Source organism: Desulfovibrio sp. SGI.102 (assembly GCF_050314315.1).
In the GTDB taxonomy this organism is placed as follows: domain Bacteria; phylum Desulfobacterota; class Desulfovibrionia; order Desulfovibrionales; family Desulfovibrionaceae; genus Desulfovibrio.
On the sequence record NZ_JBNPNC010000009.1, the window covers coordinates 36,392 to 57,634 of the forward strand.

Sequence of the window (21,243 nt, forward strand, 5' to 3'; positions counted from 1 at the left end):
CGGGAGATTTTTCATGCGTTTTGTGGACGAAGCTACTATCCAGGTCCGGGCCGGCAAGGGCGGCCACGGCTGCGTGTCTTTCCGGCGTGAAAAGTTCGTGCCCCGCGGCGGGCCGGACGGCGGTGACGGCGGCAAGGGCGGTTCCGTCATCCTCAAGGCGGACAGCCGCCTGCTTTCCCTTTATGACTTCCGCCTCAAGCGCCAGTACGAGGCCCGCAACGGCCAGCCCGGCATGGGCAGCCAGTGCAACGGCCGCAAGGGCGATGACCTCATCCTGGGCCTGCCCGTGGGCACCTTGGTCTATGCCCGCGACGAGATGGGCGAGGAATACCTGCTGGCCGACCTGCGCGAGCCCGACATGGAAGTGGTGGCCGCCCAGGGCGGTCGCGGCGGCATGGGCAACGAGCATTTCAAGACGTCCACCATGCGCGCCCCGCGTTTCGCCCAGCCCGGCGAGCCCGGCGAGGAACGCGAACTGCGCCTGGAACTGAAGATCCTGGCCGACGCCGGCCTGCTGGGCCTGCCCAATGCGGGCAAGTCCACCTTCATCTCGCAGGTCTCGGCGGCGCGGCCCAAGATCGCGGCCTATCCCTTCACCACGCTGACGCCCAATCTGGGCGTCATGATCGACGAATACGATCCTGACCGCCGCATGGTCATCGCCGACATCCCCGGCCTCATCGAGGGCGCCCACGAAGGCCAGGGCCTGGGCCACCGTTTCCTCAAGCATGTGGAGCGCACCCGCTTCCTGGTGCACATCCTCAGCATCGAGGACGTGAGCGACGACAATCCCTGGGCCGGTTTCGAGCTCATCAACGAGGAGCTGCGCCGCTTCGACCCCGAACTGGCCGAACGTCGCCAGATCGAGGTGGTCAACAAGATCGACCTGGTGGACGAGGAGCGTCTGGAAGAGCTGCGGGCCCGCGCCCGCGCCGACGGCCGCGAGGTCTTCTTCATCTCGGCCCGTGACGGCATCGGCATCGAGGATCTGGTGGCCGCGCTCTGGAAGCTGCGCGACGAAGTGCAGGTGCACGAACCCCTGCACCACTTCGTGGAAGCCGAGAACGTGGACGAAGAGGAATTCGAGGACATCGAAGTCATCTACACCCGCGAGTGATGCGTGCGGGGCAGGGATGCGGGACCGCCGCTTGGCAGGCCGCGTTCCTGCCCCGTTTTTCGTCACTCAGGAGGAGAAGCATGAAACATATCCTTCTGTCCTGCCTCCTGCTGCTGGCCCTGTGCGCCACCGCCCTGGCCGCCCCTGTGGAGAAGCAGACCTTCCGCGTGGTCGCCCCCGAGGGCTGGACCGTGACCGCCGTGCCGGACGTGAGCGAAGGCGTGGTGCTGGTGGCCCCGGACAAATCCGTGAGCGTCACCATCGTCACTGCCGCCAGCGGGACCATGACGCCGGAACAGCTGTCGGCCGATTACGAGCAGAAGCTGCACGCCGCCCGTGTGGCGCAGAACGGCAACTATTACGGCCTCAAGGGCATGGCGGGCGATCTGCCGCTGGAGGTCTGCCTCTGGACCTTCGACGGCATGCACGGCGTGGCCAGCATCGTGGGCCGTACCGGCCATCCCGCCCTGCAGGGCATCGTGGACTCGCTGGAGTTCTACAAGTAGTCCCGTACCCCAGTGTTTTATGAGGGCGGGGCCGCCATGTTGGCCTGCTTTCCGATAGCGCGGGCAAGCCCCGGACATCTTTGGCAAAGGCCGAAGGGCCCGCCGATCCGTCATGAGGTGACGGGCATCGTCTGATACTCTCCTGCCCCGGACCGCAGAAATAAAAAAGGACGCCGGATATATCCGGCGTCCTTTTTTTTGTGGCCTTTCTTTGGCGGGAAGACCATACCGCCATAGGTATGGATAAATCTCCTGCATGTGCTCCTCATGCAGCCCTGTCCGGCATCACTGTGGATGCGGGGAACGGCAGGGGCCCGGCGTGTTGGCACCAAGCGGGATCACAGGCCTTGGGCCCTTACCTCGCTTCGTTGACGGGCAGACTTTCGGGGGAAAGGCTCATTTTCCTGTCTTCCGAGGGCAGGGCGCTGCAAGGCTGCCGGCGTATTGCCACGATGCTTTGACCGGCGAAGACCTTCTGTCCCACCACGACACGGGGCGCGTAGTTCGGAGGAAGGTAGAGATCGACACGGGAGCCGAACTTTATCATGCCGATACGTTCCCCTTTTTTCCCCATATCGCCTGGCTCCGCATAGCTGACGATGCGCCGGGCTATGAGGCCCGCGATCTGCACCATGACGAAGTTCCCGTCATCGGCCTTCAGGGCATAGGCGCAGCGTTCGTTATCCCGGGAGGCTTTGTCCAGGGACGCGTTGAAGAATTTGCCGGGGTAATAGCGGATGTCCTCGATGCGGGCATCGACCGGCATCCGGTTCACGTGCACGTCAAAAAGATTCATGAAGATGCTGATGCGGGTGAGCCGCTCCCCTGTGAACGGTTCGTCGGCTTGCTCGATGCGCACGATTCTGCCGTCGGCCGGACTGAGGGCGCAGTGCTCCTCTTGCGGGCAGACCCGTTCAGGATCACGGAAAAAATGGCTGGACAGCCAGAGCACGAGCAGGAAGGCCAGGGCCGGGAGCCAGAGCCCCAGGAGGGCGAACAGGAGCGCGCTGAACGCGACGAGGGCGAGGAAGGGGCACCCTTCCCTGCATATGCCGGTTTGGGGATGTTTCATGAGCATGTCTCCAGGGGGAGACCTCCGTGCGCGGGCAGGGAGGCCTCCCGCAGTCAGGCTACACGAGTGACGGACACAAAATGTCCATCCCGTGCTGTCTCAGGATGTCGGCGCCGTCATAGTGGGCCAGTTTTTCAAGGAATTTTCCGTCCTTGAGCGTGATCATGAACATCAGGGAAAAGCGAACTTTTTTGTTCGTGGGCGGGAGGCCGAGAAAAGGTCTGGTGTGGACCCCCTCATAGACCAGATAGCAGGCCACCTTGTCGCCTTCCGCGAACATGTCGTGGATGCGCATGGTAAAGCCCGGGCAGGCGTCCATATGGTTCTTTTCCTGCCGGATGAACTCATCAACCGAAAGAGGATGGTCTATCTGGGAGTAGAAACGGAAATCAGGGTGGCACAGCTCCTTCAGCGCATCATAGTTGTTCTCTTCGATGAGCTGGTAGAACTTTTTAACGACAGCTTTGTTTTCTTCAGGGGACATGGATATGCTCCTTGCTGGATGTTGGCAGTGCGGATCCGCGTATCCTTCCGGGAGGTCTGAATTGACGCTAATCCTTATAGCAGCTATAAAGTCAAGCACTTTTCGTACGATGTCGTCCCCTGCACGTCGAGGAGGTGAACATGAGGATAGGAGAGGTCGCAAAAATTTCCCGCTGCCCGGCGGTCACCATCCGCTACTATGAAAAGATCGGTTTGCTGCCCAACGCGAAACGCACGGCGGCAAACTACAGGATCTACGATCAGAACGATCTGGAGCGCCTGCGCTTCATCCGCCATTGCCGCAACCACGGTATGTCGCTTGCCGACATTGAAAAGCTGCTGTCGATCAAGGATGATGGCAGCGCCCTTCATGATGGGGATATCGTCGCCATCATCGAATCCCACAGGAAGAACATAAAAGCCCAGATAGCCTCGCTGGATGCCCTGCTCCGCAAGCTGGACGAGCTGGTCGCCGACCCGACCGGCAGCCGGGAAAAAGGGGACAGGATCATTGAGACCTTGGGGGCGCCGTGCCCTGACTGTTCCGATTATGCGAAGTTCTCGCATGATCCTTCCTGAAAGGGCATAAGAAGCGGGGAGAAGACAGGCTCTTCTGCCGGGAAGACACGAACTGTCTGCACGCTGGCTGTTTGTCGTGCTTTGGGCTATGGTCAGGCGGCGTCCGCCGGAGGCGGACAGGAATTTTTTAGAGCCCTTGTTAGGAGCGATCATGGAAAGACAGGCCGATTGGCGACAGGAAAAAGCACAGGCGCTGGCCCGTGCCCGTGTGGTGGTCATCAAGGTGGGCAGTGCGGTATTGACCGATGCCCAGGGGCTGAGCACGCCCGTGCTGGAAAGCCTGGCCCGTCAGATGGCCGCCCTGCGCACCGCGCCGGACGGGCATGAGCGCCGTCTGGTGCTGGTCTCTTCCGGGGCCGTGGCGGCCGGTCGCGCCGTCCTGCGCGCCCACGGCCACAGCGGCGAGACCTCCGGCCTGTCCGCCCGTCAGGCGGCTGCCGCCGTGGGACAGGGGCAGCTCATGCGCGCCTGGGACGAAGTCTTCCGCGCCTATGATTTCCCCACCTCGCAGGTGCTGCTCACCCGCGACGACCTGCGCGCCCGCCAGCGTTTCCTCAATGCCCGCAACACCTTCGCCGAGCTCATGGACTGGGGCGTGCTGCCCATCGTCAACGAGAACGACACGGTCTCGGTCAGCGAGCTGAAATTCGGCGACAACGACTGTCTGGCCAGCCTGCTGGTCAACCTCATCGGCGCCGACCTCTACATCAACCTGACCTCGGCTCCGGGCGTCTACGCGGCCAATCCGCAGGAAGTGCCCGACGCGGGCATCCTGGAATGCGTGGAGGACGTGGCGGGCCTCGATCTGGGCCGCATGTGCGGCGGCAAGACCAGCGTGGGCACCGGCGGCATGTACTCCAAGCTGCAGGCCGCGCGCCGCGCCGCCCAGCTGGGCGTGCCCACCCTCATCCTGCCCGGCCGCGAAGCGGACGTGCTGGCGCGCGCCTTTGCCGGTGAGGCCGTGGGCACCTGGGTCCGTCCCGAGGAACACGCCATCCCGCGGCGCAAGTTCTGGCTGGCCTACCAGTCCGATCCGGCGGGCACGGTGCTGGTGGATGCCGGTGCGGCCGAGGCCCTGCTCAGCAAGGGCAGCAGCCTGCTGCCCGGCGGTGTGCGTCAGGTGCTGGGCAATTTTCAAAAGGGCGCACTGGTGCGCGTGGCCCGTCTGGGCGAGAGCGACAGCCACGCCAGTCTGGGCGTGGGCCTGTCCAATTACAGCGCGGCGGACCTGCGCAAGATCATGGGCCTGCGGCGTCATGAGGTGGCCGCCATCCTGGGCGATGCCCACTATCCCGAGGTCATCCACCGCGACAACCTGCTCATGGATGCCGCCATCTAGGCAGCGGCGTTTGCCGGGCGGCAGGGCGTATCCGTAGGGCATGCAGCGCTGAAGAGCGGGGCTTGGCCCGGCGGCGGGAGCCGGAGCGGCTTCCCTCCTTGGGCGGAGGAGCCCGGAAGACGGGCAGATCCTCAGGAGTTGGTGAGCGATGGTCATATTGATCGCAGGGGAGACCCATACGGGAAAGACCCTGCTGGCGCAGAAGCTGCTGGAGGCATACCGCTATCCCTGCCTGTCGCTGGATCACCTGAAGATGGGGCTCATCAGGAGCGGCCAGTGCGCGCTGTCTCCTGAAAGCGATGATGCCGAGCTCACACGCTACCTGTGGCCCATCGTCAGGGAGATGATCAAGACATGCATAGAGAACCGCCAGAACATGATCATCGAGGGATGCTATATCCCCTTTGGCTGGGAAGATGATTTCCCGGACGAGTACAGAAAAGAAATTGCCTATGTCTGCCTCGTGTTCAGCGAGGACTACATCAAAGAACGATATGCGGACATAGCCAGGTATGAAAGCGTGAGCGAAAACAGGAAGGAAGCATGTCCTGCGCCTGAGAGCCTGCTTGAGGGAAATCGGCGCAATTTGCGGCAGTGCATCCTGCATTCCTATAAGTACATTCTGATGGACAAAGACTATGCCCTGGATATCGAAATGATACGGCGGCTCCTGCATACGGCAGCGCCCAAGGCCGATGCCGTTGCGGGATAATGAAGTCTTTTTTCCCGTGCGCTGCCCCAGCAGGCAGGGCATGGAGGCATCCTGCAATCACTGCTCTCTGTCATCAAGGAGGGACCATGTCCGGCAAAACAACTGTCATGAAACCCGGTGCGGCCATCGCCGCCTGCTTCGGCAAATTCGCCCGCTGCTACGGTCGCAGCTGCCGGGCCGAGTTCATCTGGTTCCTGCTGTTCTTTCTGGTGCTGGGGGCGCTGGCCGTGTGGTTCACCTCGCCCATGATCGTGGGCATGCTCTGGGCCCTGCTGATGATCCCGCTCAGCTCTGTGGGCATCCGCCGTCTGCACGACCTGAACCTGCCCGGCGGCATCTGGACGGTCTGGCTGACCATCACCGTCATTTTGCCCATGTTCGGCCTTTCCAACTACATGAACAATGAAGGGCACCTTTCGGACTACATGCTCTATCTGCACTACGGCTGGCTGTTCGTCACCGGTACCTTGCTGCTTTTCCTCTGCTTCGCCAGCGGTCAGGAAGGCCCCAACAAGTACGGCCCGGCGCCGTGCGTGAAGGCCGCGGTCGCTGCGGACGAGGAAGAGGCGGCCAAAGAAAACTAACCATCTTTTCCTCTTCGATTTACATGATGAAGCGGAGCCCTCGGGCTCCGCTTTTTTTATGGCGCACGGGCCCCGCATCTTTGTGCGAGCTCCCAATATCCGCAATGGCCGGGCGGCCCCATGAGCGGCCATCCGTCATCTTGCGCATCGACTTTTTTGCCTGTCATCAAAAAAAGGCCCGCGGCCCGCCATCTGGCGGGACGTGGGCCCTGATAAAGCGCGCTGGGGAGGGATGGGGGTACGGGGGAAGGGGACCGCTCTCGCGCGAGCAGAGGGGGCCCCTTCCCCCGTCCAGTTCGTTACGCGAAGTCGTAGCCGGCCTGCAGGGCCTTGGCGTTGACCGGGATCAGCTTGGCATAGTGGGCGCTGACCACGCGGTTGAGGGCTTCCTGCACGGCTTCCAGGGGCAGGACGCCGGTGGCCTTGATCCAAGCGCCCAGGGCCACCATGTTGGCCAGTTTCACATTGCCCAGTTCGTGGGCGATGTCGTTGACCGGGATGTAGACCGTGCGGTGCTTGCCGTCCAGCAGGCCTTCGGAGATGAGCGAGGCGTTGACGATCTGCACGCCGTCGGGATGCAGCCGGGGCTGGAACTTGGCCAGCGAGGGCTCGTTGAGCACGATGATGGAGCGGGGCGTGTTGACCAGGGGCGAACCCACGGGATGCTCGTCCAGCACCACGGTGCAGTTGGCGGTACCGCCGCGCATCTCGGCGCCGTAGACCGGGATGAAGCTCACTTCGAGGCCGTGTTCCATACCGGCCTGGGCCAGCAGGTTGCCGATGAGCATGACGCCCTGGCCGCCGAAACCGGCAATGATGACGTCCTGATACTTAGCCATGCTGCACCTCGCTTTCGGCCTGGGCGGTCACGTCTTTGTAGACGCCCAGAGGGAATACAGGGATCATGGCCTCGCTGATGCGCTTGTTGGCGCTGACGGGGTCCATATGCCAGTTGGTGGGGCAGCCGGAGAGCAGCTCCACAAAGCCGAAGCCCAGGCCCTGCAGCTGCACTTCGAAGGCCTTGCGCAGGGCCTTCTTGGCCGCGCGCACATGCTTGACGCTGTCCAGGGCGCAGCGTTCGGAATAGGCCACGCCAGAGAGCTGGGCCATGAGCTCGGCCATGCGGATGGGGCCGCCTTCGTGGCGGGCCATGTCGCGGCCGCGGGGGCTGGTGGTGGTCTTCTGGCCCAGCAGGGTGGTGGGGGCCATCTGGCCGCCGGTCATGCCGTAGACGGTGTTGTTGATGAAGATGCCGGTGATGAGCTCGCCGCGGTTGGCCGCGTGGATGGACTCGGCCAGACCGATGGCGCCCATGTCGCCGTCGCCCTGATAGGTGAAGACAACGCTTTCGGGGCGGGCACGGCGCACGCCGGTGGCCACGGCGCAGGCACGGCCGTGGGGGGCTTCGAGGCCGTCCACGTTGAAGTAGTCGTAAGTGAAGGTGGCGCAGCCCACGGAGGCCACCAGGATGGTCCTGTCGGCCACGCCCAGCTCGTGCAGCACCTCGCTCACCAGGCGGTGGGCGATGCCGTGGTGGCAGCCGGGGCAGTAGTGGGTCACGCGCTCGTTGAGCACGGGATTGGTGTCGAAGACCAGGGTCTCGCCATCCTGGGGCACAAGGGCCTGTTCAAGTTCGTGCGCGTGCATCTTAGTTCTCCTTGCAGGCCTGACGGATGGGATCTTCCAGGGCATCGGCGCCGATGAACAGGCCGGGCATGACGCCGTGCCAGTCCACCCTGGCGTTCTCGCCCATCAGGGACAGGCGCACGTCTTCCACCATCTGGCCGGTGTTCTGTTCGATGACCAGGAAGCGGCGGCCCGGAGCCAGGGCGCGCAGGGCGTCGGCCGGGAAGGGATAGAGCGTCTTGGGACGGAACAGGCCCGCCTTGAGGCCTTCTTCGCGCAGCTTGCGGATGGCGCTGCGGGCGATGCGGGCCATGGAGCCGAAGGCCACCACCACGAGTTCGGCGTCGTCGGTGTTCCAGCATTCGGCGCAGGCTTCGGCCTGCATGGCGGCGTACTTTTCCATGAGCAGGCGGTTGCGGGCGGCCAGGGCGCCTTCGGCCAGATACACGGACTTGAGCAGACGGGGCTTGGCGCCGGGGCCGCGCTTGCCGTAGCCTTCCATGCGCCAGGGCGCGGCCAGTTCGGCCAGGGCCTCGGGGCTCAGGGCGTCGGCCGGGGGCTGACGGCGCACGGGCTCCTTGATCTGGGCCACGATGGCGTCACCCAGCAGCATGACCGGGTTGGCGTACTTGAAGGCCAGGGCGAAGGCGCGGAACATCATATCGTAGCATTCCTGCGCGGTGGAGGGGGCCAGCACCAGGTTGCGGTGGTCGCCGTGACCGCCGCCCTTGACGGCCTGGAAGTAGTCGCCCTGCGAGGGACCGATATCGCCCAGGCCCGGGCCGCCGCGTTCCATATTGACGATGACGGCCGGGATATGGCTGCCCGCCATGTAGGAGATGCCTTCCTGCATCAGCGAGATGCCGCAGCTGGACGAAGAAGTCATGGCCGGGATGCCGCAGGCGCCGGCGCCCAGCAGCATGTTGATGGCGGCCACTTCGCTTTCGGCCTGCACGAACTGGCCGCCGCATTCGGGCAGCCGGAGGGACATGGTCTCGGGGATCTCGTTCTGCGGCGTGATGGGATAGCCGAAATAGCAGCGGCAGCCGGCGTCCAGGGCGCCAAAGGCCACAGCTTCATTGCCCTTGATGAGAATGCGGTCGTGACTCATGCGGTCTTCTCCGTTTTTTGGGATTTGAAGACACGGATGGCCACGTCCGGGCACATGAGCGCACAGGAGGCGCAGCCCGTACAGCGGCCTTCGGTTTCCATCACCTCATAGCCCTGGCGGTTGAACCGTCCCGAGGGGCGAATGATGTGCGCCGGGCAGACTGCTACACACAGGCCGCAGCCTTTGCAGCGTTCTTCCAGAAAAACAATTCGCGACATGCTGTTCCCCTGATCGATACAGATTGCACATGGCGCGGCATCCTGCCACAGGGTGCCGCACCATGCGGTGTTGATACTTATCATGCCCCGAAGGGCCGGTTGCGGATGCGTCCGGCTCCGTCCGTACCGGAAAGCCGGGCAGCCGCAAAAAATTCCTACCGGATGAGCATGGCATCCCCGTAGGAGAAGAAGCGGTAGCCTTCCTTCACGGCCTCCTGATAGGCTTCCAGGATGCGTTTGCGGCCCGCGAAGGCCGAGACCAGCATCAGCAGGGAGGACTCGGGCAGGTGGAAATTGGTGATGATCCCGTCCACCACGCGGAAGGGACGGCCGGGGTAGAGGAAGATGTCCGTCCAGCCGGCAAAGGGCTGGGCACGGCCGCAGACCTGGGCCACGCCTTCCAGCGTGCGCACCGAGGTGGTGCCCACGGCGATGACGGGCCGGTGCCGGGCCTTGGCCTCGGCGATGGCGTTGGCCGTCTCTTCGGGCAGTTCCACGTATTCCCGGTGCATCTGGTGGTTGCGGATGTCTTCGCAGCGCACGGGGCTGAAGGTGCCGTAGCCCACATAGAGCGTCACTTCGGCCCACTGGAAGCCGCGCCGGCGCAGGGTCTCGCGCAGCTCGTCGGTAAAGTGCAGGCCCGCCGTGGGCGCGGCCACGGAACCGGTCTTCTCCTCGCGGGAGTAGATGGTCTGGTAACGGCTGGAATCTTCTTCGGCGTCGGAACGCTTGATGTAGGGCGGCAGGGGGATGTGCCCGGTGGCGGCAAAGGCGTCGGCCACGTCGCCCTTCCAGCACATGCGCACACGCCGGTGGCCGAAGGTGCCGCATTCAAGGATGGTCACGCTGATGCCCGCGCCGAAGTGCAGGGTCTCGCCTTCGCGCACGCTGCCCCCGGAACGGACCAGGCCGTTGACCTCGGCGCTCCAGGTGTCCTCACGGCCCTTGACGGGCGTGGCGGCGGCCCGCACCAGCGGCAGGGGCGTCAGCAGCAGGAATTCCACCTTGCCGCCGGTACTGCGGCTGCCCAGCAGGCGGGCCTGCAGCACTCGGGAGTTGTTGGCCACCAGCAGGGAGCCTTCGGGCAGGCAGTCCGGCAGGTCGCTGAACATGTGGTGCTCCAGGTCCAGAGCGCCGTTGCGGCGCATGGTCAGCAGGCGCGACGTGCCCCGCTGCTCCGGCGGATACTGGGCTATCTGCTCCTGAGGCAGCTCGTAGGTATAGTTTTGCAGCAGAAAATCATCTTCGGAAACGAAAACAGGCGGCATGGGTCTTTTCCTTCACTTCTCTTCGGGCCGCGTGGCGGCCGCAACATCTGCCGTCGGACAGGGCCGGGCGATGCCGTTTTCCATGCCCGCCCCGCAGGGGGAGGGGCAGCCGGGCAGCCGGAGAGACGCTTGTCAGTCCGTGCCGGAGAGGCTATCCTTTTCGGGCTGTCCGGCCTTCCGGACGACAGTTGAAGGAGTATAGCCAATGCGACGCCTACTTGTCACCTTGATCCTTGGGGTCTTCCTGGCCAGCGCCGCCGGTTGCGCGGACCTGGGCATCAGCAACCCCTTTGAATCCACGCCGACCGCCGCAAACAGCCAGCTTTTGGGCATCAGTCTGCCTGCGGGCATGGAACTTTCCACGCAGCACTGCGCCCGCACCACCGGCAGCGACGGCCAGCCCCAGGGCATGGAGACCGCGTACGGTCAGGCCGACCGGATGCAGGTGGCGCAGAGCCTGTTCAACAACATGCAGGGGGCGGGCTGGAACGTGCGCATGAGCCTGCGCAAGGCCGACCGCATCATGCTGGCCTTTGAGAACGGCAACCGTCTTGCCGTGATCAGCCTGTATTCGCAGACGGTCTACAGCTGCGTGGCCGAGATCTGGGTCTCGGAAAAGATGGCCGACGGTTCCTCCCTGAACCTCCTGCCCCTGCGCGGTGAAGGCAGCCAGAACAGCGGCGGTTTCGGCGGCTTTGGCGGCAGCTCCGACGGTGCTTCCGGCGGCGGCTTCGAGAGCAACGGGCCCGCCACGGGCGGCGGTTTCGAGACGCCCGACGGCGGCAGCACGCCGCCTCCGGTGGGCAACAGCGGGGGCTGGGGCTCCTCTTCGGGCGGCAGCAGCGGCAGCGGTCTGCAGGAGCGTCTGCTGTGAGCGCGTCGCCCTTCCACAACAGCCGCCGTTTCGCGGGCAAGCGTCTGCATCTGGGCGTGTGCGGCTCCATCGCCTGCTACAAGGCGCTGGATCTGCTGCGCGCCCTGCACGCCCTGGACATCCACGTTTCCGTCACCCTCACCGACGGCGCGCGCCGTTTCGTGACGCCCCTGCTTTTCGAGGCCCTGGGCGCCATGCCGGTCTATGGCCGCATGTTCGAGGGCGACGAGGTCTTCGATCATCTGGAGCCGGGCCAGCGGGCCCAGGCCATGCTGGTGGCCCCGGCCTCGGCCGACGCCCTGTCGCGTCTGGCGGCCGGAGCGGCGTCGGACATGCTCTCGGCGCAGGCGCTTGCCTTTGACGGGCCGCTGGTGGTGGCCCCGGCCATGAACCCGCGCATGTGGCGGCACCCGGCCACCCAGGACAATGTGGCCACCCTGCGGCGGCGCGGGGCCCGGGTCGTCGTGCCCGGCTGCGGCGGCACGGCCTGCGGCGATACCGGCCAGGGCCGTCTGGCCCCGGTGGAGGATCTTTTTCTGGCCGCCCTGCGTGCCCTTTCGCCGCAGGACATGGCGGGACAGCGCGTCATGCTGACCATGGGCCCCACCCGCGAAAAGTGGGACGGCGTGCGCTACTGGACCAATCCCAGCAGCGGCACCATGGGTGCGGCGCTGGCCACCTCCGCCTGGCTGCGCGGGGCCGAGGTCACGGCCGTGTGCGGGCCCGGCTGCCCCGACCTGCCCGCCGGGGTGGAGCGCATCGGCGTGGGCAGTGCCCGCGAGATGTTCGAGGCCGCGTCCGACTGCTGGCCCCGCATGGACATGGGCCTGTTCTGCGCCGCTGTGGCGGACTTTTCGCCCGAACCGCTGGGCCCGCAGAAGTTCAAGAAAGAAGGGCGGCAGGACGGCTTCAGCATCCGCTTCACGGCCAATCCCGACATCTTGCGGACCCTGTCGCACCAGCGGCGGGAAGGGCAGAAAGTGCTGGGCTTCGCGGCCGAGACCACGCCCGACATGGACAGCCTGCTGGAGCTGGCCCGCGGCAAGCGTGCCCGCAAGGACGCCGATCTGCTGGCGGGCAACCGCGTCAACAGCGGCGACAGCGGCTTCGGCGCGGCCACCAACAGCATGGCCGTGGTGGACCGTACCGGCCATGAAGAGATCTGGCCCAACCAGAGCAAGGCCGACGTGGCCTGGGATCTTTGTTCGTGGCTTTTGCGCCTGTAAACCCGCTGGCGGCCCCCTGGCAGGCACGCGGCCTCGACTGGCTGCTCATGCCCGAGGATCTGCCCCCGGAGCTCTCCCTGTGCGTCATGCCGGACGCCGTCCCGGCCGCGCCCGTGCGCCGTCCGCAGCCTGCGGCCCCGCGGGCGCCCCGTCCCGTGCGTCCTTTGCCTTCCCAGCTGCAGCAGGAAGGCCAGGGCAGTGCGTCCGCCGCACCGGCACAGGCCGTGAGGCAGGGCGGTGCCCCCGTGGCTTCTCCCGCTCCCGCAGCGCCCGCCCCGGAACAGCGGCGTCCGGCCCGTCCGCAAGCCGCGGAACAGGCCCCGGAGACCGCCGCACCGGTCAGGAGCTGGCGGCCCCTGCCGCCCCACGTCTGGCCCGCCGTCTGGCAGGAGCGCCTTTCGCGCACCCGGCAGGGACGAGTGGTCTGGACCTACTGGAACCTCGGCCCGGACCTTTGCGAAGCGCAGGCCCCGGGCAAGGCGCAGCGCAGCGCCTTTTTCCGCCGTCTCATGCAGGATCTGGCCTATCCGGCGGGTACCAGCACCTTCTGGCCCGCCTGTCTGCCCGATCCTGACGCCATGCCCGCCTCCCCGGCCCCGGCCGAGGGGGAGGACAGGCCCCGCTACCAGCCCAATGCCGACGTGTTCTGGTCCGGCGTGCAGGCCCTGCATGCCCGTGCCGTGGTGGTCATGGGCTCCGTGGCGGCCCGCGCCCTGGGGCTGCCCGCCGGGGTGCGCCCCCTCCAGCAGTTGCGGCATCGCGGCACGCTGGTCTGGGTGCTCTGGGACGTGGAATTCCTTCTTGATGAACCGCAGCGCTACGCGGCCATGCTGGCCTTTGTGCGCCGGGCGCTGCAACAGATCTCCAGACGCTGAAAACAACGCCATGTTCACTGCTATCGGACTGATGCTCACGGGCATCGCTCTGGGCTTTGCCCTGCGCTCTTTCCAGTGGCCCGAACTGCTGGGCCGCGCCATCTCTCCCACCATCATGCTCATGCTCTTCGCCCTCGGCGTGGCCGTGGGCGGCAACGAGACCCTGATGACCAACCTGCCCGTACTGGGCGGCAAGGCCCTGATCCTCACCGTGGCCTGTGTGGCGGGCAGCCTCATCTGCATCGTGGCCGTGCGCCGTTTCTTTCCCGATGCCGGGCCCCGGCGCCATGCGGCCGCTGGGGCCGACAGCGAGGACGCGGGCGCGGCCATGAGCGTGCGCCGTGACCGGGAAGACGGGGAGGGCCGGGCATGAGCGGGAGCCTGATGATCCTGGGCTGTTTCGTGCTGGGCGTGCTGCTGGCCTGGCTGGGCTGGATACCGGACTATTTTCTGGAGCACGACGGCACGCTCTACGTGCTCTATGTGCTGATGTTCCTGGTGGGCATCTCCATCGGGCACGACCGCCGTCTGGGAGAGATATTGCGCACCCTGCGGCCCCGGGTGCTGCTGCTGCCCCTGGCCACCACCGTGGGCACCTTTGCCGGGGCGGCCCTGGCCAGCATCACGCTGGCCTATTCCCTCAGCGAATGCCTGGCCGTGGGTTCCGGCTTTGCCTATTATTCCCTTTCGTCCATCTTCATCACCCAGTACAAGGGCGCGGAGCTGGGCACCGTGGCCCTGCTGGCCAACATCATGCGCGAGCTGGCCACATTGCTTTTCACGCCGCTCATGGTACGCTGGATCAGCCCGCTGGCCGCCATCTCGTGCGGCGGCGCCTCCACCATGGATTCCACCCTGCCGGTCATCACCCGCTTCGCGGGCAAGCAGTGGGTGTTCGTTTCCATTGTGCACGCCATGATCCTGGATTTCAGCGTGCCTTTCTGGGTGACTTTCTTCTGTACCCTGTAACGCAAGGAGCTGCGCCATGGCCCGTATGCGTGCCGTCAAACAGCAACTGAAAGATCTGCTTTCCGCGCCCGACTGGCGTGACCATCTGTCCGAACTGCGCTCCATGGGCCAGCCCGCCGTGGGGCCGCTCTTCTCCTTCCTGCTGCTGGAACCGCTCATGCGCCACAAGGCCGCCCTGGCCCTGGGGCAGGTGGTGGCCGGTCTGGAAGAGGGCAGCGCCGAAGACATGCACAACATCATGCGCCGTCTCATGTGGCACATGAACGAGGAGTCCGGCAACATCGGCTGGGGCATCCCCGAAGCCTTCGGCGAAGTGCTGGCTGCCTGTCCCCGCGCGGCCAAGGAGTTCCACCGGGTGCTCATCTCCTATGTCATCGACCTGGGCCGGGACGACAACTTCTGCGACCACGGCCCGCTGCGCCGTTCCTGCTTCTGGGCCATCGGCCGTCTGGCGCAGGCCCGGCGGGACTTGGCCGTCATCGCCCGTCCCTGGCTGCTCAAGGGGCTGGAGGACGAGGACATTCCCTGCCGCGGCATGGCCGCCTGGGCCCTTGCCCAGCTGCCCCGCGACTTCATGGATGCCCCGGCCCTGCGCCGTCTGGCCGAAGCCGGACATGAGGAGATCTGCGAGGTCTTCGACGGCGAGAAGGTAGTGGAAAAGACCGTTTCCGAGCTGGCCCGCGAGGCCCTGGGGTAGAGTGATGCCGTATTGAGGTGGAGAGGGGAACTTTTTTTCTTGGAAAAAGTTCCCCTCTCCGCCTCAAGCTCCCCCTTTCCCTTCAAAAAACGCTGTTCCGGTCATTGGGCGGGGAGCGTGACGCCCCTGTCCGTACCGTGTTTGATGGTCCCCCGGTAGTGCGGGGGACTTTTTTGTGCCCGGTGGACGGAGCGGGGGAAAGGATGGGCCGGGGACAGATACCACAGGATGGGGCAGGCAGGACGGGAGCGGGGCGGGGAGGATGGCGCGGACGTCTTGGGATGGAAAGAAAGGCAGGGGAGCGGGCAGTTCGGACAGCGTCCGCTTTTTGAGGCTGACGGGCTTGAAATATATGCAAAAGGCCACCCGAGCGGGTGGCCTTTTGTGTTCATGGGGATGCCGGAGCAGGGCAGGCCCGCTCCGGGGGATTTTTTACAGGCCCTTTTCCTGCATCAGGCAGACCAGGTCGCAGACGCGGTTGGAGTAGCCCCATTCGTTGTCGTACCAGGCCACGACCTTCACCAGATTGCCGTTCTGCACGGTGGTGTAGGGCGCTTCCAGGATGGAGGAATGCGGGTCGCCCTTGAAGTCCATGGAGACCAGGGGCAGGGTGTTATAGCCCAGGATGCCCTTGAGGTAGGTCTCGCTGGCGTCCTTGAGGGCGGCCAGCAGGGTCTCGGTATCGGTCTCCTTTTCCAGGATGCCGTTGAAGTCCACCACGGAGACCGTGGGGGTGGGCACGCGCAGGGAGTAGCCGGTGAATTTGCCGGCCAGTTCGGGGATGACCTTGGCCACGGCCTGGGCCGCACCGGTGGAGGTGGGGATGATGTTGCAAGCGGCGGCACGGGCACGACGCGGGTCCTTGTGGGCCATGTCGAGGATGCGCTGGTCGTTGGTGTAGGAGTGGATGGTGGTCATGTTGCCCAGCTTGATGCCGAAGTTGCGCTGCAGCACCAGGGCCACGGGCGCCAGGCAGTTGGTGGTGCACGAGGCGTTGGACACGATGTGGTGCTTTTCGGGATCGTACTGGTCGTGGTTCACGCCCATGACGATGGTGATGTCTTCTTCCTTGGCCGGAGCGGTGATGATGACCTTTTTGGCGCCGTTGTCCATGTGCACGGACGCCTGGGAGGCCTTGCGGAAGATACCGGTGCTTTCCACCACCACGTCCACGTCATACTGGCCCCAGGCCAGCTGATGGGGATCGCGCTCGGCGAAGCAGTGGATGTTCCAGTCACCGACCTTCACTTCCTGACCGTCCACCTGGGCGTCCAGGAAGGCGCGGCCATAGACGGAGTCGTATTCCAGCAGCTGGAAGTTGGTGGTGGCGTCGAAGAGGTCGTTGATGGCCACCACTTCCACGCGATCAGCGTAGCTCTGGCGCAGGGCGCGGAACACCTGGCGGCCGATGCGGCCGAAACCATTGATACCGACACGAACTTTTTTCATTGTATTCACCTTTGCCCTTGCGGGCATACTGTCTTGATGGGGGCGGAGCGGCACGGCGGCGGGCAGGGCCCCTGATGCCGTCATGCCGGGGCGCATGCCGCCTGGCCCGGCGGATCGGGATGTGCGGCAGGGCCGGCTAGTCTTCGTAGACCGAGTAGGCGTGTTTGGCCATCAGCTCGTAATTGTTGCGCAGGGCGTCATGCAGACGGGCATTTTCGATGGCCACGGCGGAGATGGCGGCCACGGCCATCATGAAGCTGTCTTCGTCGTCGGTGAACTCGCGCTCTTCGGAGGAGTAGACGCGGATCAGGCCGATGACCTTGCCGCCCACGCTCAGGGGAGCGGAAAGCACGGAGACCAGGCCCTCAGCCTTGGCGGATTCGGGATACTGGAAGCGACCGTCAGAGGTGGCGTCCTTCAGGTGGATGGCCTTGCCGGACAGCACTTCGCTGTCCAGGCCGCTGCGTTTCACTTCCACGGGGCCTTTGCGCATGTAGGTGGCGGAGAGGCCGTAAGCGGCGCTGGGCAGCAGGAAGTGCCCGGTGCTGTCCAGCAGGCGGATGGTGCAAGCCTTACAGTTCATGGTCTGTGCCGTGTGCTCGCTGATCTTGTGCAGCACGTCCTTGGGATCAAGGCTGGCATTGATGGCCAGGGCCACATCACGCAGGGCGCGGAAATAATCCTGGGGCATGGAAGACCTCCTTTGGATGGGGTGACGCCTTCCCCGGCAGGCGTCGGTGATTGCCGTTGGCCGCCCCGGGCGCAGGCGCGTTACCGGGGATGACGGACGCGCGCGGGACGGCGGGGATGGGATAGTCGTCGGCCGGTCGCCCGGCAACGGGATATCCGGATGGGACATGCGGCGGGTTCCCGGCTGTGCCCCGGGAAAGGAGGTGGGAGCTCTCCTGTCCGGCATGCCTGTCCAGGCAGGCATGCCTCAGGCTCAGCTCTTGAACATGAAGCGCCGCATAGAAACATTAAGCACGATGCCCAGTAATGTGAAGTTCACTACCGTGGCACTGCCGCCGTAGCTGATGAAGGGCAGGGGGATGCCCACCACGGGCATGAGCCCGATGACCATGCCCATATTGATACATATCTGCCAGAAAAAGTAAAAGAAGACACCCACGGCCAGCATGCTGCCGAAACGATCCTTGGCCTGGACCACCGTGGAGAAGATGGACAGCAGGAACAGGCAGAACAGCGTCACCAGGGCCACGCAGCCCACAAAGCCCCATTCCTCGCCGAATACGGCCAGGGCAAAGTCCGAGTGGCGCTCGGGCAGGAAGTTGAGCTTGTTCATCATGCCTTCCATGTAGCCCTTGCCCCACAGCTCGCCGGAACCGATGGCGATGCGCGACTGCAGGATGTGGTAGCCCGCGCCCAGGGGGTCGTCGCCGGGATTGAGGAAGGTGAGCACGCGTTGCTTCTGGTAATCGTGCATGAGCACGCACCACATGAGGGCGGCCACGCCGGGAACGGCCAGCAGGCAGGTGCCCAGCACATAGCGGCGCAGGCCGTGGAACAGGATCATGCCGCCCATGATGAGCAGCACCATCATGGCCGTGCCGAGGTCGGGCTGCTTGAGGATGAAGACCACGGGCACCAGCCCCACGGCCAGGACGGAAAAGAAGTTCTTCCAGCCCAGGGGCTGGCTGTCGCGGGCCAGCAGGCGCGCCACCAGAATGAGCACGGCGATCTTGATGGGTTCCGAAGGCTGGATGGTGAACAGGCCGAAGGAGATCCAGCGCTTGGCGCCGTAGAAGGTGGAGCCGACCAAGGGCACCAGCATCAGCAGCACCAGGAAGATCAGATAGGCGGGCCAGGCCAGATTGCGCAGCTGCCGGTAGTCGAACAGCGTGGCCAGCAGCATGCAGCCCAGGCCGCACAGGCCCCAGACCAGCTGGCGCTGGTAGAAGCTCTCGAAGGCGAAACCGGTCTCCACGCGGGTGCCGCTGGCGGAATAGAGGTTGGCCACGCCCGTGAAGTAGAGCAGAAGCATGCAGGCCAGCAGTGCCCAGTTGATATAGCCGAGAAGGCGCTTGTCCATGGGGCGTTCCTGTTGTCGTCAGCGGCGACGGCGCTTGGGGGGATCGTTGCTGTCGTTGGTCATGCCCGGCAGGGGGCCTGATACGGTGCCCAGCATCCTGCCGGCGGGCTGGGGCGCTTCCGGCGCCCTGTAGCCGGGCGCGGCGGTATCCGGCCCGAAAAGATATTCGTAGACTTTTTTGGCCACGGGGCCGGCCACGCTGGAACCGCCGCCACCGTGTTCCACCATGACGATGACCACATAGGTCTTGCCGTTCTTGCTGCCCCAGGTGGCGATCCAGGCATGGTCGCGGTGCAGGTAGGCCAGCTCCGCGGTGCGCAGGCGGCGGTCGTTGGCGGTCATCTTCAGTTTGGTCACCTGGGCCGTACCGGTCTTGCCGCCCATGTCGGCATCGTGGCGGCCCACCACCTTGGCGGTGCCGCCCCCGGCCGTGCGGCGCATGGCCTGGACCACGAAGCGCAGATGGCCCAGCTCGGCGGGGATGCGGCCGCGCACCTCGCGGGGGGCATCTTCCAGCAGCTGGGGCTTGAGCAGGTCGCCGCCGTTGAGCATGGCCGACACATAGACGGCCATCTGGATGGGCGTGACCAGGGTGAAGCCCTGACCGATGGAGGTGTTGAACGTATCGCCGCGTACCCAGACCTGCTTGCGGTAGCGCTGCTTCCAGTCACGCGAGGGCACCAGGCCCGAACGCTCGTGGGGCAGGTCCACCCCGGTGGGGCGGCCGAAGCCGCATTGCTTGGCAAAGGCCGAGATCTTGTCGATGCCCAGGCGCTCGGCCATGATGTAATAATACACGTCGCAGGAGTTGATGAGCGACTGCTCCAGCGTCTGGCTGCCGTGCCCGCCGCGCCGCCAGCAGCGGAAGATCTGGTTGCCCAGCTTGGTCTGGCCGCCGCAGAAGACGGTCTCGCGGGGATCCACGCCGTTCTCGAGGAAGAACACGGCCATGAGCAGCTTCCAGACCGATCCCGGCGGGTAGACGCTCTGGATGACGCGGTTCTGCAGGGGATAGCGCTTGCTGGTGCGCAGGGCTTCCCAGTCGCGACGGGAGATGCCCGCGGCGAACAAATTGTTGTCGTAGGCCGGGGAGGTCACCAGCGCGCGCAGCTTGCCGGTGTCCGGCTCCATGACCACCACGCAGCCCGCCTCGCCGGCAAGGGCGTCCCAGGCGGCCTGCTGCAGGTCGCGGTCCAGCGAAAGGGCCAGCTCCTGTCCGGCGCTGGGGGCCTCGCTCAGGCTCTTGGCCAGCATGCGCCCGTGGGCGTCCACTTCCATCTGGTACAGGCCCTTGTGGCCGCGCAGGCGCTTTTCCAGCTCCAGTTCCAGACCGGCCTTGCCCACCAGATCGCCCATGGCCAGATCGGGATCTTTCTCCATCTCGGCGCTGTTGGCTTCGGCCACATAGCCGAGCACGTGGGCGAAAAGGTCTTTTTCGGGATAGTGGCGGTTGGTACGGACCATGATCTCCAGGCCGGGCCAGTTGACCAGCTCGGCCTCGATGCGGGCCACCTGGCCGAAATCCAGACCGGAGACCAGCGGCAGGGCCTCGAAGGGCTTGGTCTTGAAGCGGTCCTGGTTGTAGCGGTTCTGGAGCTGCTCCAGCGGCGTGTCCGTCCACTGGCTGATCTGGGCCAGGGTGGCGGGGATGTCCGGGCAGTCCTCGCGGATGATGGCCAGGCCGTAGGCCGTGCGGTTGTCGGCCAGGATATTGCCGTGATCGTCGAAGATGCGGCCGCGCGGGGCGAAGATGCGCTCCGTGCGCAGGCGGTTTTTCTGGGCCTGTGTAGTCATCTCCGGCCCCAGATGGAGCTGGAGGTACCAGAAGCGGGTGACGAAGACGAAAAAGAAGATGCCCACCAGCACCTGCAGGAGCAGGATGCCGCTGCGCGGCGGCTGGTAGCGTTCGCTTTCCACTTGTATGGTCAGCCAGGAACGCCAGTTCTTGCGCTTGCGGCGGGGGGCCTCCGTCAGGGGAGAGGCCGGTTCCGGAGCGGCAGAGGGGAAGATACGCCTATTCTTCGTCATGCGAACATGCCAGGGGCCGCGTGGCCGTCAGAAGCAACCAGGCCACGGGCAGGTAAAGGGCCTGGATCAGGCTCCTGTCCAAAAATTCCTGCGGATCGAAATGCACGGCATAGAGCGGGGAGAACAGCCAGCCCAGGCCGAAGCAGGCCCCGCCCAGGCAGATGGAGAGCAGCAGCACGAGGAAGAAGTTCCCCAGGCCCAGCAGCCAGCGCAGCAGGCGGTAGATCAGGCAGACCAGCGCGTACCAGACGATGGTGGCCCCGAAGGGGCTGGTGCCGATGCCTTCCTGCAGCAGGACGAAGAGCGGCAGCAGCCAGCAAAGGTTTTTGTAGTCCCTTTCCTGCAACAGGATGACCAGCCCCACCACCAGGGCATCGAGGCAGGGGACGAGGCTTTGCACGCAGATGCCCAGGGCCACGAAGCACAGCCACCAGAAGATGTTGCGCACGGCCTGCATGGG

Annotated in this window: 23 protein-coding genes and 1 pseudogene; 12 read left to right on the forward strand and 12 right to left on the reverse strand. The window is 65.1% G+C overall.

Going from position 1 to position 21,243, the window contains the following annotated elements; genetic code table 11:
* Positions 1-13: 13 nt before the first annotated feature.
* Both obgE and ACQRCJ_RS03725 read left to right on the forward strand, forming a co-directional pair.
* Entirely contained in the window at positions 14-1,117 is a 1,104-nt protein-coding gene (gene obgE / locus ACQRCJ_RS03720; RefSeq protein ID WP_204674038.1) for a GTPase ObgE, read from the forward strand.
* Between the two features lie 80 nt (positions 1,118-1,197).
* A complete protein-coding gene (locus ACQRCJ_RS03725; RefSeq protein ID WP_427799370.1) occupies positions 1,198-1,623 on the forward strand; it encodes a hypothetical protein in 426 nt (141 codons plus the stop codon).
* A 430-nt stretch (positions 1,624-2,053) separates the two neighbouring features.
* Here the strand turns inward: ACQRCJ_RS03725 and ACQRCJ_RS03730 are convergent.
* Together ACQRCJ_RS03730 and ACQRCJ_RS03735 are read right to left on the reverse strand one after the other, a co-directional pair.
* Positions 2,054-2,695: pseudogene (locus ACQRCJ_RS03730) on the reverse strand (phosphatidylserine decarboxylase family protein); the annotation flags it as partial.
* Between the two features lie 58 nt (positions 2,696-2,753).
* Complete coding sequence (locus ACQRCJ_RS03735; protein WP_303930969.1) at positions 2,754-3,179, reverse strand: ester cyclase; 426 nt, start codon at positions 3,177-3,179, stop codon at positions 2,754-2,756.
* A gap of 140 nt (positions 3,180-3,319) precedes the next feature.
* On the opposite strand from ACQRCJ_RS03735, the gene ACQRCJ_RS03740 reads away from it, so the two are divergent.
* The 4 genes from ACQRCJ_RS03740 to ACQRCJ_RS03755 all read left to right on the forward strand — a co-directional run bounded on the left by ACQRCJ_RS03740 (position 3,320) and on the right by ACQRCJ_RS03755 (position 6,392).
* Positions 3,320-3,757 (forward strand): MerR family transcriptional regulator, encoded by a 438-nt coding sequence (locus ACQRCJ_RS03740; RefSeq protein ID WP_297140232.1) that lies wholly within the window; start codon positions 3,320-3,322, stop codon positions 3,755-3,757.
* 151 nt (positions 3,758-3,908) lie between these two features.
* Positions 3,909-5,096 carry a glutamate 5-kinase gene (gene proB, locus ACQRCJ_RS03745; protein WP_168934788.1) on the forward strand — a complete coding sequence of 396 codons (1,188 nt, stop codon included), beginning with the start codon at positions 3,909-3,911 and terminating at the stop codon, positions 5,094-5,096.
* Between the two features lie 148 nt (positions 5,097-5,244).
* Positions 5,245-5,808, forward strand: coding sequence for an adenylate kinase (locus ACQRCJ_RS03750; RefSeq protein WP_427799371.1), 564 nt, complete (start codon positions 5,245-5,247; stop codon positions 5,806-5,808).
* Positions 5,809-5,894: 86 nt separating this feature from the next.
* Positions 5,895-6,392, forward strand: coding sequence for a DUF805 domain-containing protein (locus ACQRCJ_RS03755; protein WP_168934790.1), 498 nt, complete (start codon positions 5,895-5,897; stop codon positions 6,390-6,392).
* A gap of 299 nt (positions 6,393-6,691) precedes the next feature.
* Here the strand turns inward: ACQRCJ_RS03755 and ACQRCJ_RS03760 are convergent, their stop codons facing one another.
* From ACQRCJ_RS03760 to queA, 5 genes are all read right to left on the reverse strand, one after another.
* Positions 6,692-7,231 carry a 2-oxoacid:acceptor oxidoreductase family protein gene (locus ACQRCJ_RS03760; protein ID WP_168934791.1) on the reverse strand — a complete coding sequence of 180 codons (540 nt, stop codon included), beginning with the start codon at positions 7,229-7,231 and terminating at the stop codon, positions 6,692-6,694.
* Complete coding sequence (locus ACQRCJ_RS03765; protein ID WP_168934792.1) at positions 7,224-8,039, reverse strand: thiamine pyrophosphate-dependent enzyme; 816 nt, start codon at positions 8,037-8,039, stop codon at positions 7,224-7,226. Before ACQRCJ_RS03765 ends, ACQRCJ_RS03760 begins: the two co-directional genes overlap by 8 nt.
* Before the next feature lies 1 nt (position 8,040).
* Positions 8,041-9,129, reverse strand: coding sequence for a 3-methyl-2-oxobutanoate dehydrogenase subunit VorB (vorB, locus tag ACQRCJ_RS03770; protein WP_006007400.1), 1,089 nt, complete (start codon positions 9,127-9,129; stop codon positions 8,041-8,043).
* Entirely contained in the window at positions 9,126-9,347 is a 222-nt protein-coding gene (locus tag ACQRCJ_RS03775; protein WP_040369735.1) for a 4Fe-4S dicluster domain-containing protein, read from the reverse strand. Before ACQRCJ_RS03775 ends, vorB begins: the two co-directional genes overlap by 4 nt.
* Before the next feature lie 155 nt (positions 9,348-9,502).
* Positions 9,503-10,615 (reverse strand): tRNA preQ1(34) S-adenosylmethionine ribosyltransferase-isomerase QueA, encoded by a 1,113-nt coding sequence (gene queA, locus ACQRCJ_RS03780; protein WP_303956171.1) that lies wholly within the window; start codon positions 10,613-10,615, stop codon positions 9,503-9,505.
* Positions 10,616-10,820: 205 nt separating this feature from the next.
* Here queA and ACQRCJ_RS03785 point away from each other — a divergent pair, with 205 nt between their 5' ends.
* From ACQRCJ_RS03785 to ACQRCJ_RS03810, 6 genes are read left to right on the forward strand one after another with little or no spacing between them, the layout of a single operon-like run.
* Positions 10,821-11,489 carry a hypothetical protein gene (locus ACQRCJ_RS03785; protein ID WP_168934795.1) on the forward strand — a complete coding sequence of 223 codons (669 nt, stop codon included), beginning with the start codon at positions 10,821-10,823 and terminating at the stop codon, positions 11,487-11,489.
* Positions 11,486-12,715 (forward strand): bifunctional phosphopantothenoylcysteine decarboxylase/phosphopantothenate--cysteine ligase CoaBC, encoded by a 1,230-nt coding sequence (gene coaBC, locus ACQRCJ_RS03790; protein ID WP_204674047.1) that lies wholly within the window; start codon positions 11,486-11,488, stop codon positions 12,713-12,715. Before ACQRCJ_RS03785 ends, coaBC begins: the two co-directional genes overlap by 4 nt.
* Positions 12,697-13,590 carry a hypothetical protein gene (locus tag ACQRCJ_RS03795; protein WP_168934797.1) on the forward strand — a complete coding sequence of 298 codons (894 nt, stop codon included), beginning with the start codon at positions 12,697-12,699 and terminating at the stop codon, positions 13,588-13,590. Before coaBC ends, ACQRCJ_RS03795 begins: the two co-directional genes overlap by 19 nt.
* Positions 13,591-13,600: 10 nt before the next feature.
* A complete protein-coding gene (locus ACQRCJ_RS03800) occupies positions 13,601-13,963 on the forward strand; it encodes a LysO family transporter (RefSeq protein ID WP_168934798.1) in 363 nt (120 codons plus the stop codon).
* A complete protein-coding gene (locus ACQRCJ_RS03805) occupies positions 13,960-14,559 on the forward strand; it encodes a lysine exporter LysO family protein (protein ID WP_006007419.1) in 600 nt (199 codons plus the stop codon). Before ACQRCJ_RS03800 ends, ACQRCJ_RS03805 begins: the two co-directional genes overlap by 4 nt.
* Before the next feature lie 16 nt (positions 14,560-14,575).
* Positions 14,576-15,256 carry a DVU0298 family protein gene (locus ACQRCJ_RS03810; protein ID WP_168934799.1) on the forward strand — a complete coding sequence of 227 codons (681 nt, stop codon included), beginning with the start codon at positions 14,576-14,578 and terminating at the stop codon, positions 15,254-15,256.
* Between the two features lie 432 nt (positions 15,257-15,688).
* On the opposite strand, the gene gap is transcribed toward ACQRCJ_RS03810, so the two are convergent.
* From gap to ACQRCJ_RS03835, 5 genes are all read right to left on the reverse strand, one after another.
* Positions 15,689-16,705, reverse strand: coding sequence for a type I glyceraldehyde-3-phosphate dehydrogenase (gene gap, locus ACQRCJ_RS03815; RefSeq protein ID WP_168934800.1), 1,017 nt, complete (start codon positions 16,703-16,705; stop codon positions 15,689-15,691).
* Positions 16,706-16,841: 136 nt separating this feature from the next.
* Positions 16,842-17,396, reverse strand: a complete 555-nt coding sequence (locus ACQRCJ_RS03820) for a GAF domain-containing protein (RefSeq protein ID WP_168934801.1) — start codon at positions 17,394-17,396, stop codon at positions 16,842-16,844.
* 252 nt (positions 17,397-17,648) lie between these two features.
* The gene (rodA, locus tag ACQRCJ_RS03825) at positions 17,649-18,755 is read right to left on the reverse strand and encodes a rod shape-determining protein RodA (RefSeq protein ID WP_168934802.1); all 1,107 of its coding nucleotides are present in this window, start codon (positions 18,753-18,755) and stop codon (positions 17,649-17,651) included.
* 18 nt (positions 18,756-18,773) lie between these two features.
* Positions 18,774-20,783: a penicillin-binding protein 2 gene (gene mrdA, locus ACQRCJ_RS03830; protein ID WP_297158295.1), complete on the reverse strand. Its 2,010-nt coding sequence runs from the start codon at positions 20,781-20,783 to the stop codon at positions 18,774-18,776.
* The gene (locus ACQRCJ_RS03835) at positions 20,770-21,240 is read right to left on the reverse strand and encodes a hypothetical protein (RefSeq protein ID WP_006007430.1); all 471 of its coding nucleotides are present in this window, start codon (positions 21,238-21,240) and stop codon (positions 20,770-20,772) included. Before ACQRCJ_RS03835 ends, mrdA begins: the two co-directional genes overlap by 14 nt.
* Positions 21,241-21,243: the final 3 nt, after the last annotated feature.

What these genes read in the sequence shown, in the direction of transcription:
- ACQRCJ_RS03735 (WP_303930969.1), bottom strand. Translation starts at nt 3,179, where the DNA reads ATGTCCCCTGAAGAAAACAAAGCTGTCGTTAAAAAGTTCTACCAGCTC.
- ACQRCJ_RS03725 (WP_427799370.1), top strand. Translation starts at nt 1,198, where the DNA reads ATGAAACATATCCTTCTGTCCTGCCTCCTGCTGCTGGCCCTGTGCGCC.
- obgE (WP_204674038.1), top strand. Translation starts at nt 14, where the DNA reads ATGCGTTTTGTGGACGAAGCTACTATCCAGGTCCGGGCCGGCAAGGGC.
- ACQRCJ_RS03785 (WP_168934795.1), top strand. Translation starts at nt 10,821, where the DNA reads ATGCGACGCCTACTTGTCACCTTGATCCTTGGGGTCTTCCTGGCCAGC.
- queA (WP_303956171.1), bottom strand. Translation starts at nt 10,615, where the DNA reads ATGCCGCCTGTTTTCGTTTCCGAAGATGATTTTCTGCTGCAAAACTAT.
- gap (WP_168934800.1), bottom strand. Translation starts at nt 16,705, where the DNA reads ATGAAAAAAGTTCGTGTCGGTATCAATGGTTTCGGCCGCATCGGCCGC.
- ACQRCJ_RS03820 (WP_168934801.1), bottom strand. Translation starts at nt 17,396, where the DNA reads ATGCCCCAGGATTATTTCCGCGCCCTGCGTGATGTGGCCCTGGCCATC.
- proB (WP_168934788.1), top strand. Translation starts at nt 3,909, where the DNA reads ATGGAAAGACAGGCCGATTGGCGACAGGAAAAAGCACAGGCGCTGGCC.
- ACQRCJ_RS03755 (WP_168934790.1), top strand. Translation starts at nt 5,895, where the DNA reads ATGTCCGGCAAAACAACTGTCATGAAACCCGGTGCGGCCATCGCCGCC.
- ACQRCJ_RS03775 (WP_040369735.1), bottom strand. Translation starts at nt 9,347, where the DNA reads ATGTCGCGAATTGTTTTTCTGGAAGAACGCTGCAAAGGCTGCGGCCTG.
- vorB (WP_006007400.1), bottom strand. Translation starts at nt 9,129, where the DNA reads ATGAGTCACGACCGCATTCTCATCAAGGGCAATGAAGCTGTGGCCTTT.
- ACQRCJ_RS03810 (WP_168934799.1), top strand. Translation starts at nt 14,576, where the DNA reads ATGGCCCGTATGCGTGCCGTCAAACAGCAACTGAAAGATCTGCTTTCC.
- ACQRCJ_RS03805 (WP_006007419.1), top strand. Translation starts at nt 13,960, where the DNA reads ATGAGCGGGAGCCTGATGATCCTGGGCTGTTTCGTGCTGGGCGTGCTG.
- ACQRCJ_RS03750 (WP_427799371.1), top strand. Translation starts at nt 5,245, where the DNA reads ATGGTCATATTGATCGCAGGGGAGACCCATACGGGAAAGACCCTGCTG.
- ACQRCJ_RS03760 (WP_168934791.1), bottom strand. Translation starts at nt 7,231, where the DNA reads ATGGCTAAGTATCAGGACGTCATCATTGCCGGTTTCGGCGGCCAGGGC.
- ACQRCJ_RS03800 (WP_168934798.1), top strand. Translation starts at nt 13,601, where the DNA reads ATGTTCACTGCTATCGGACTGATGCTCACGGGCATCGCTCTGGGCTTT.
- ACQRCJ_RS03835 (WP_006007430.1), bottom strand. Translation starts at nt 21,240, where the DNA reads ATGCAGGCCGTGCGCAACATCTTCTGGTGGCTGTGCTTCGTGGCCCTG.
- ACQRCJ_RS03740 (WP_297140232.1), top strand. Translation starts at nt 3,320, where the DNA reads ATGAGGATAGGAGAGGTCGCAAAAATTTCCCGCTGCCCGGCGGTCACC.
- rodA (WP_168934802.1), bottom strand. Translation starts at nt 18,755, where the DNA reads ATGGACAAGCGCCTTCTCGGCTATATCAACTGGGCACTGCTGGCCTGC.
- ACQRCJ_RS03765 (WP_168934792.1), bottom strand. Translation starts at nt 8,039, where the DNA reads ATGCACGCGCACGAACTTGAACAGGCCCTTGTGCCCCAGGATGGCGAG.
- mrdA (WP_297158295.1), bottom strand. Translation starts at nt 20,783, where the DNA reads ATGACGAAGAATAGGCGTATCTTCCCCTCTGCCGCTCCGGAACCGGCC.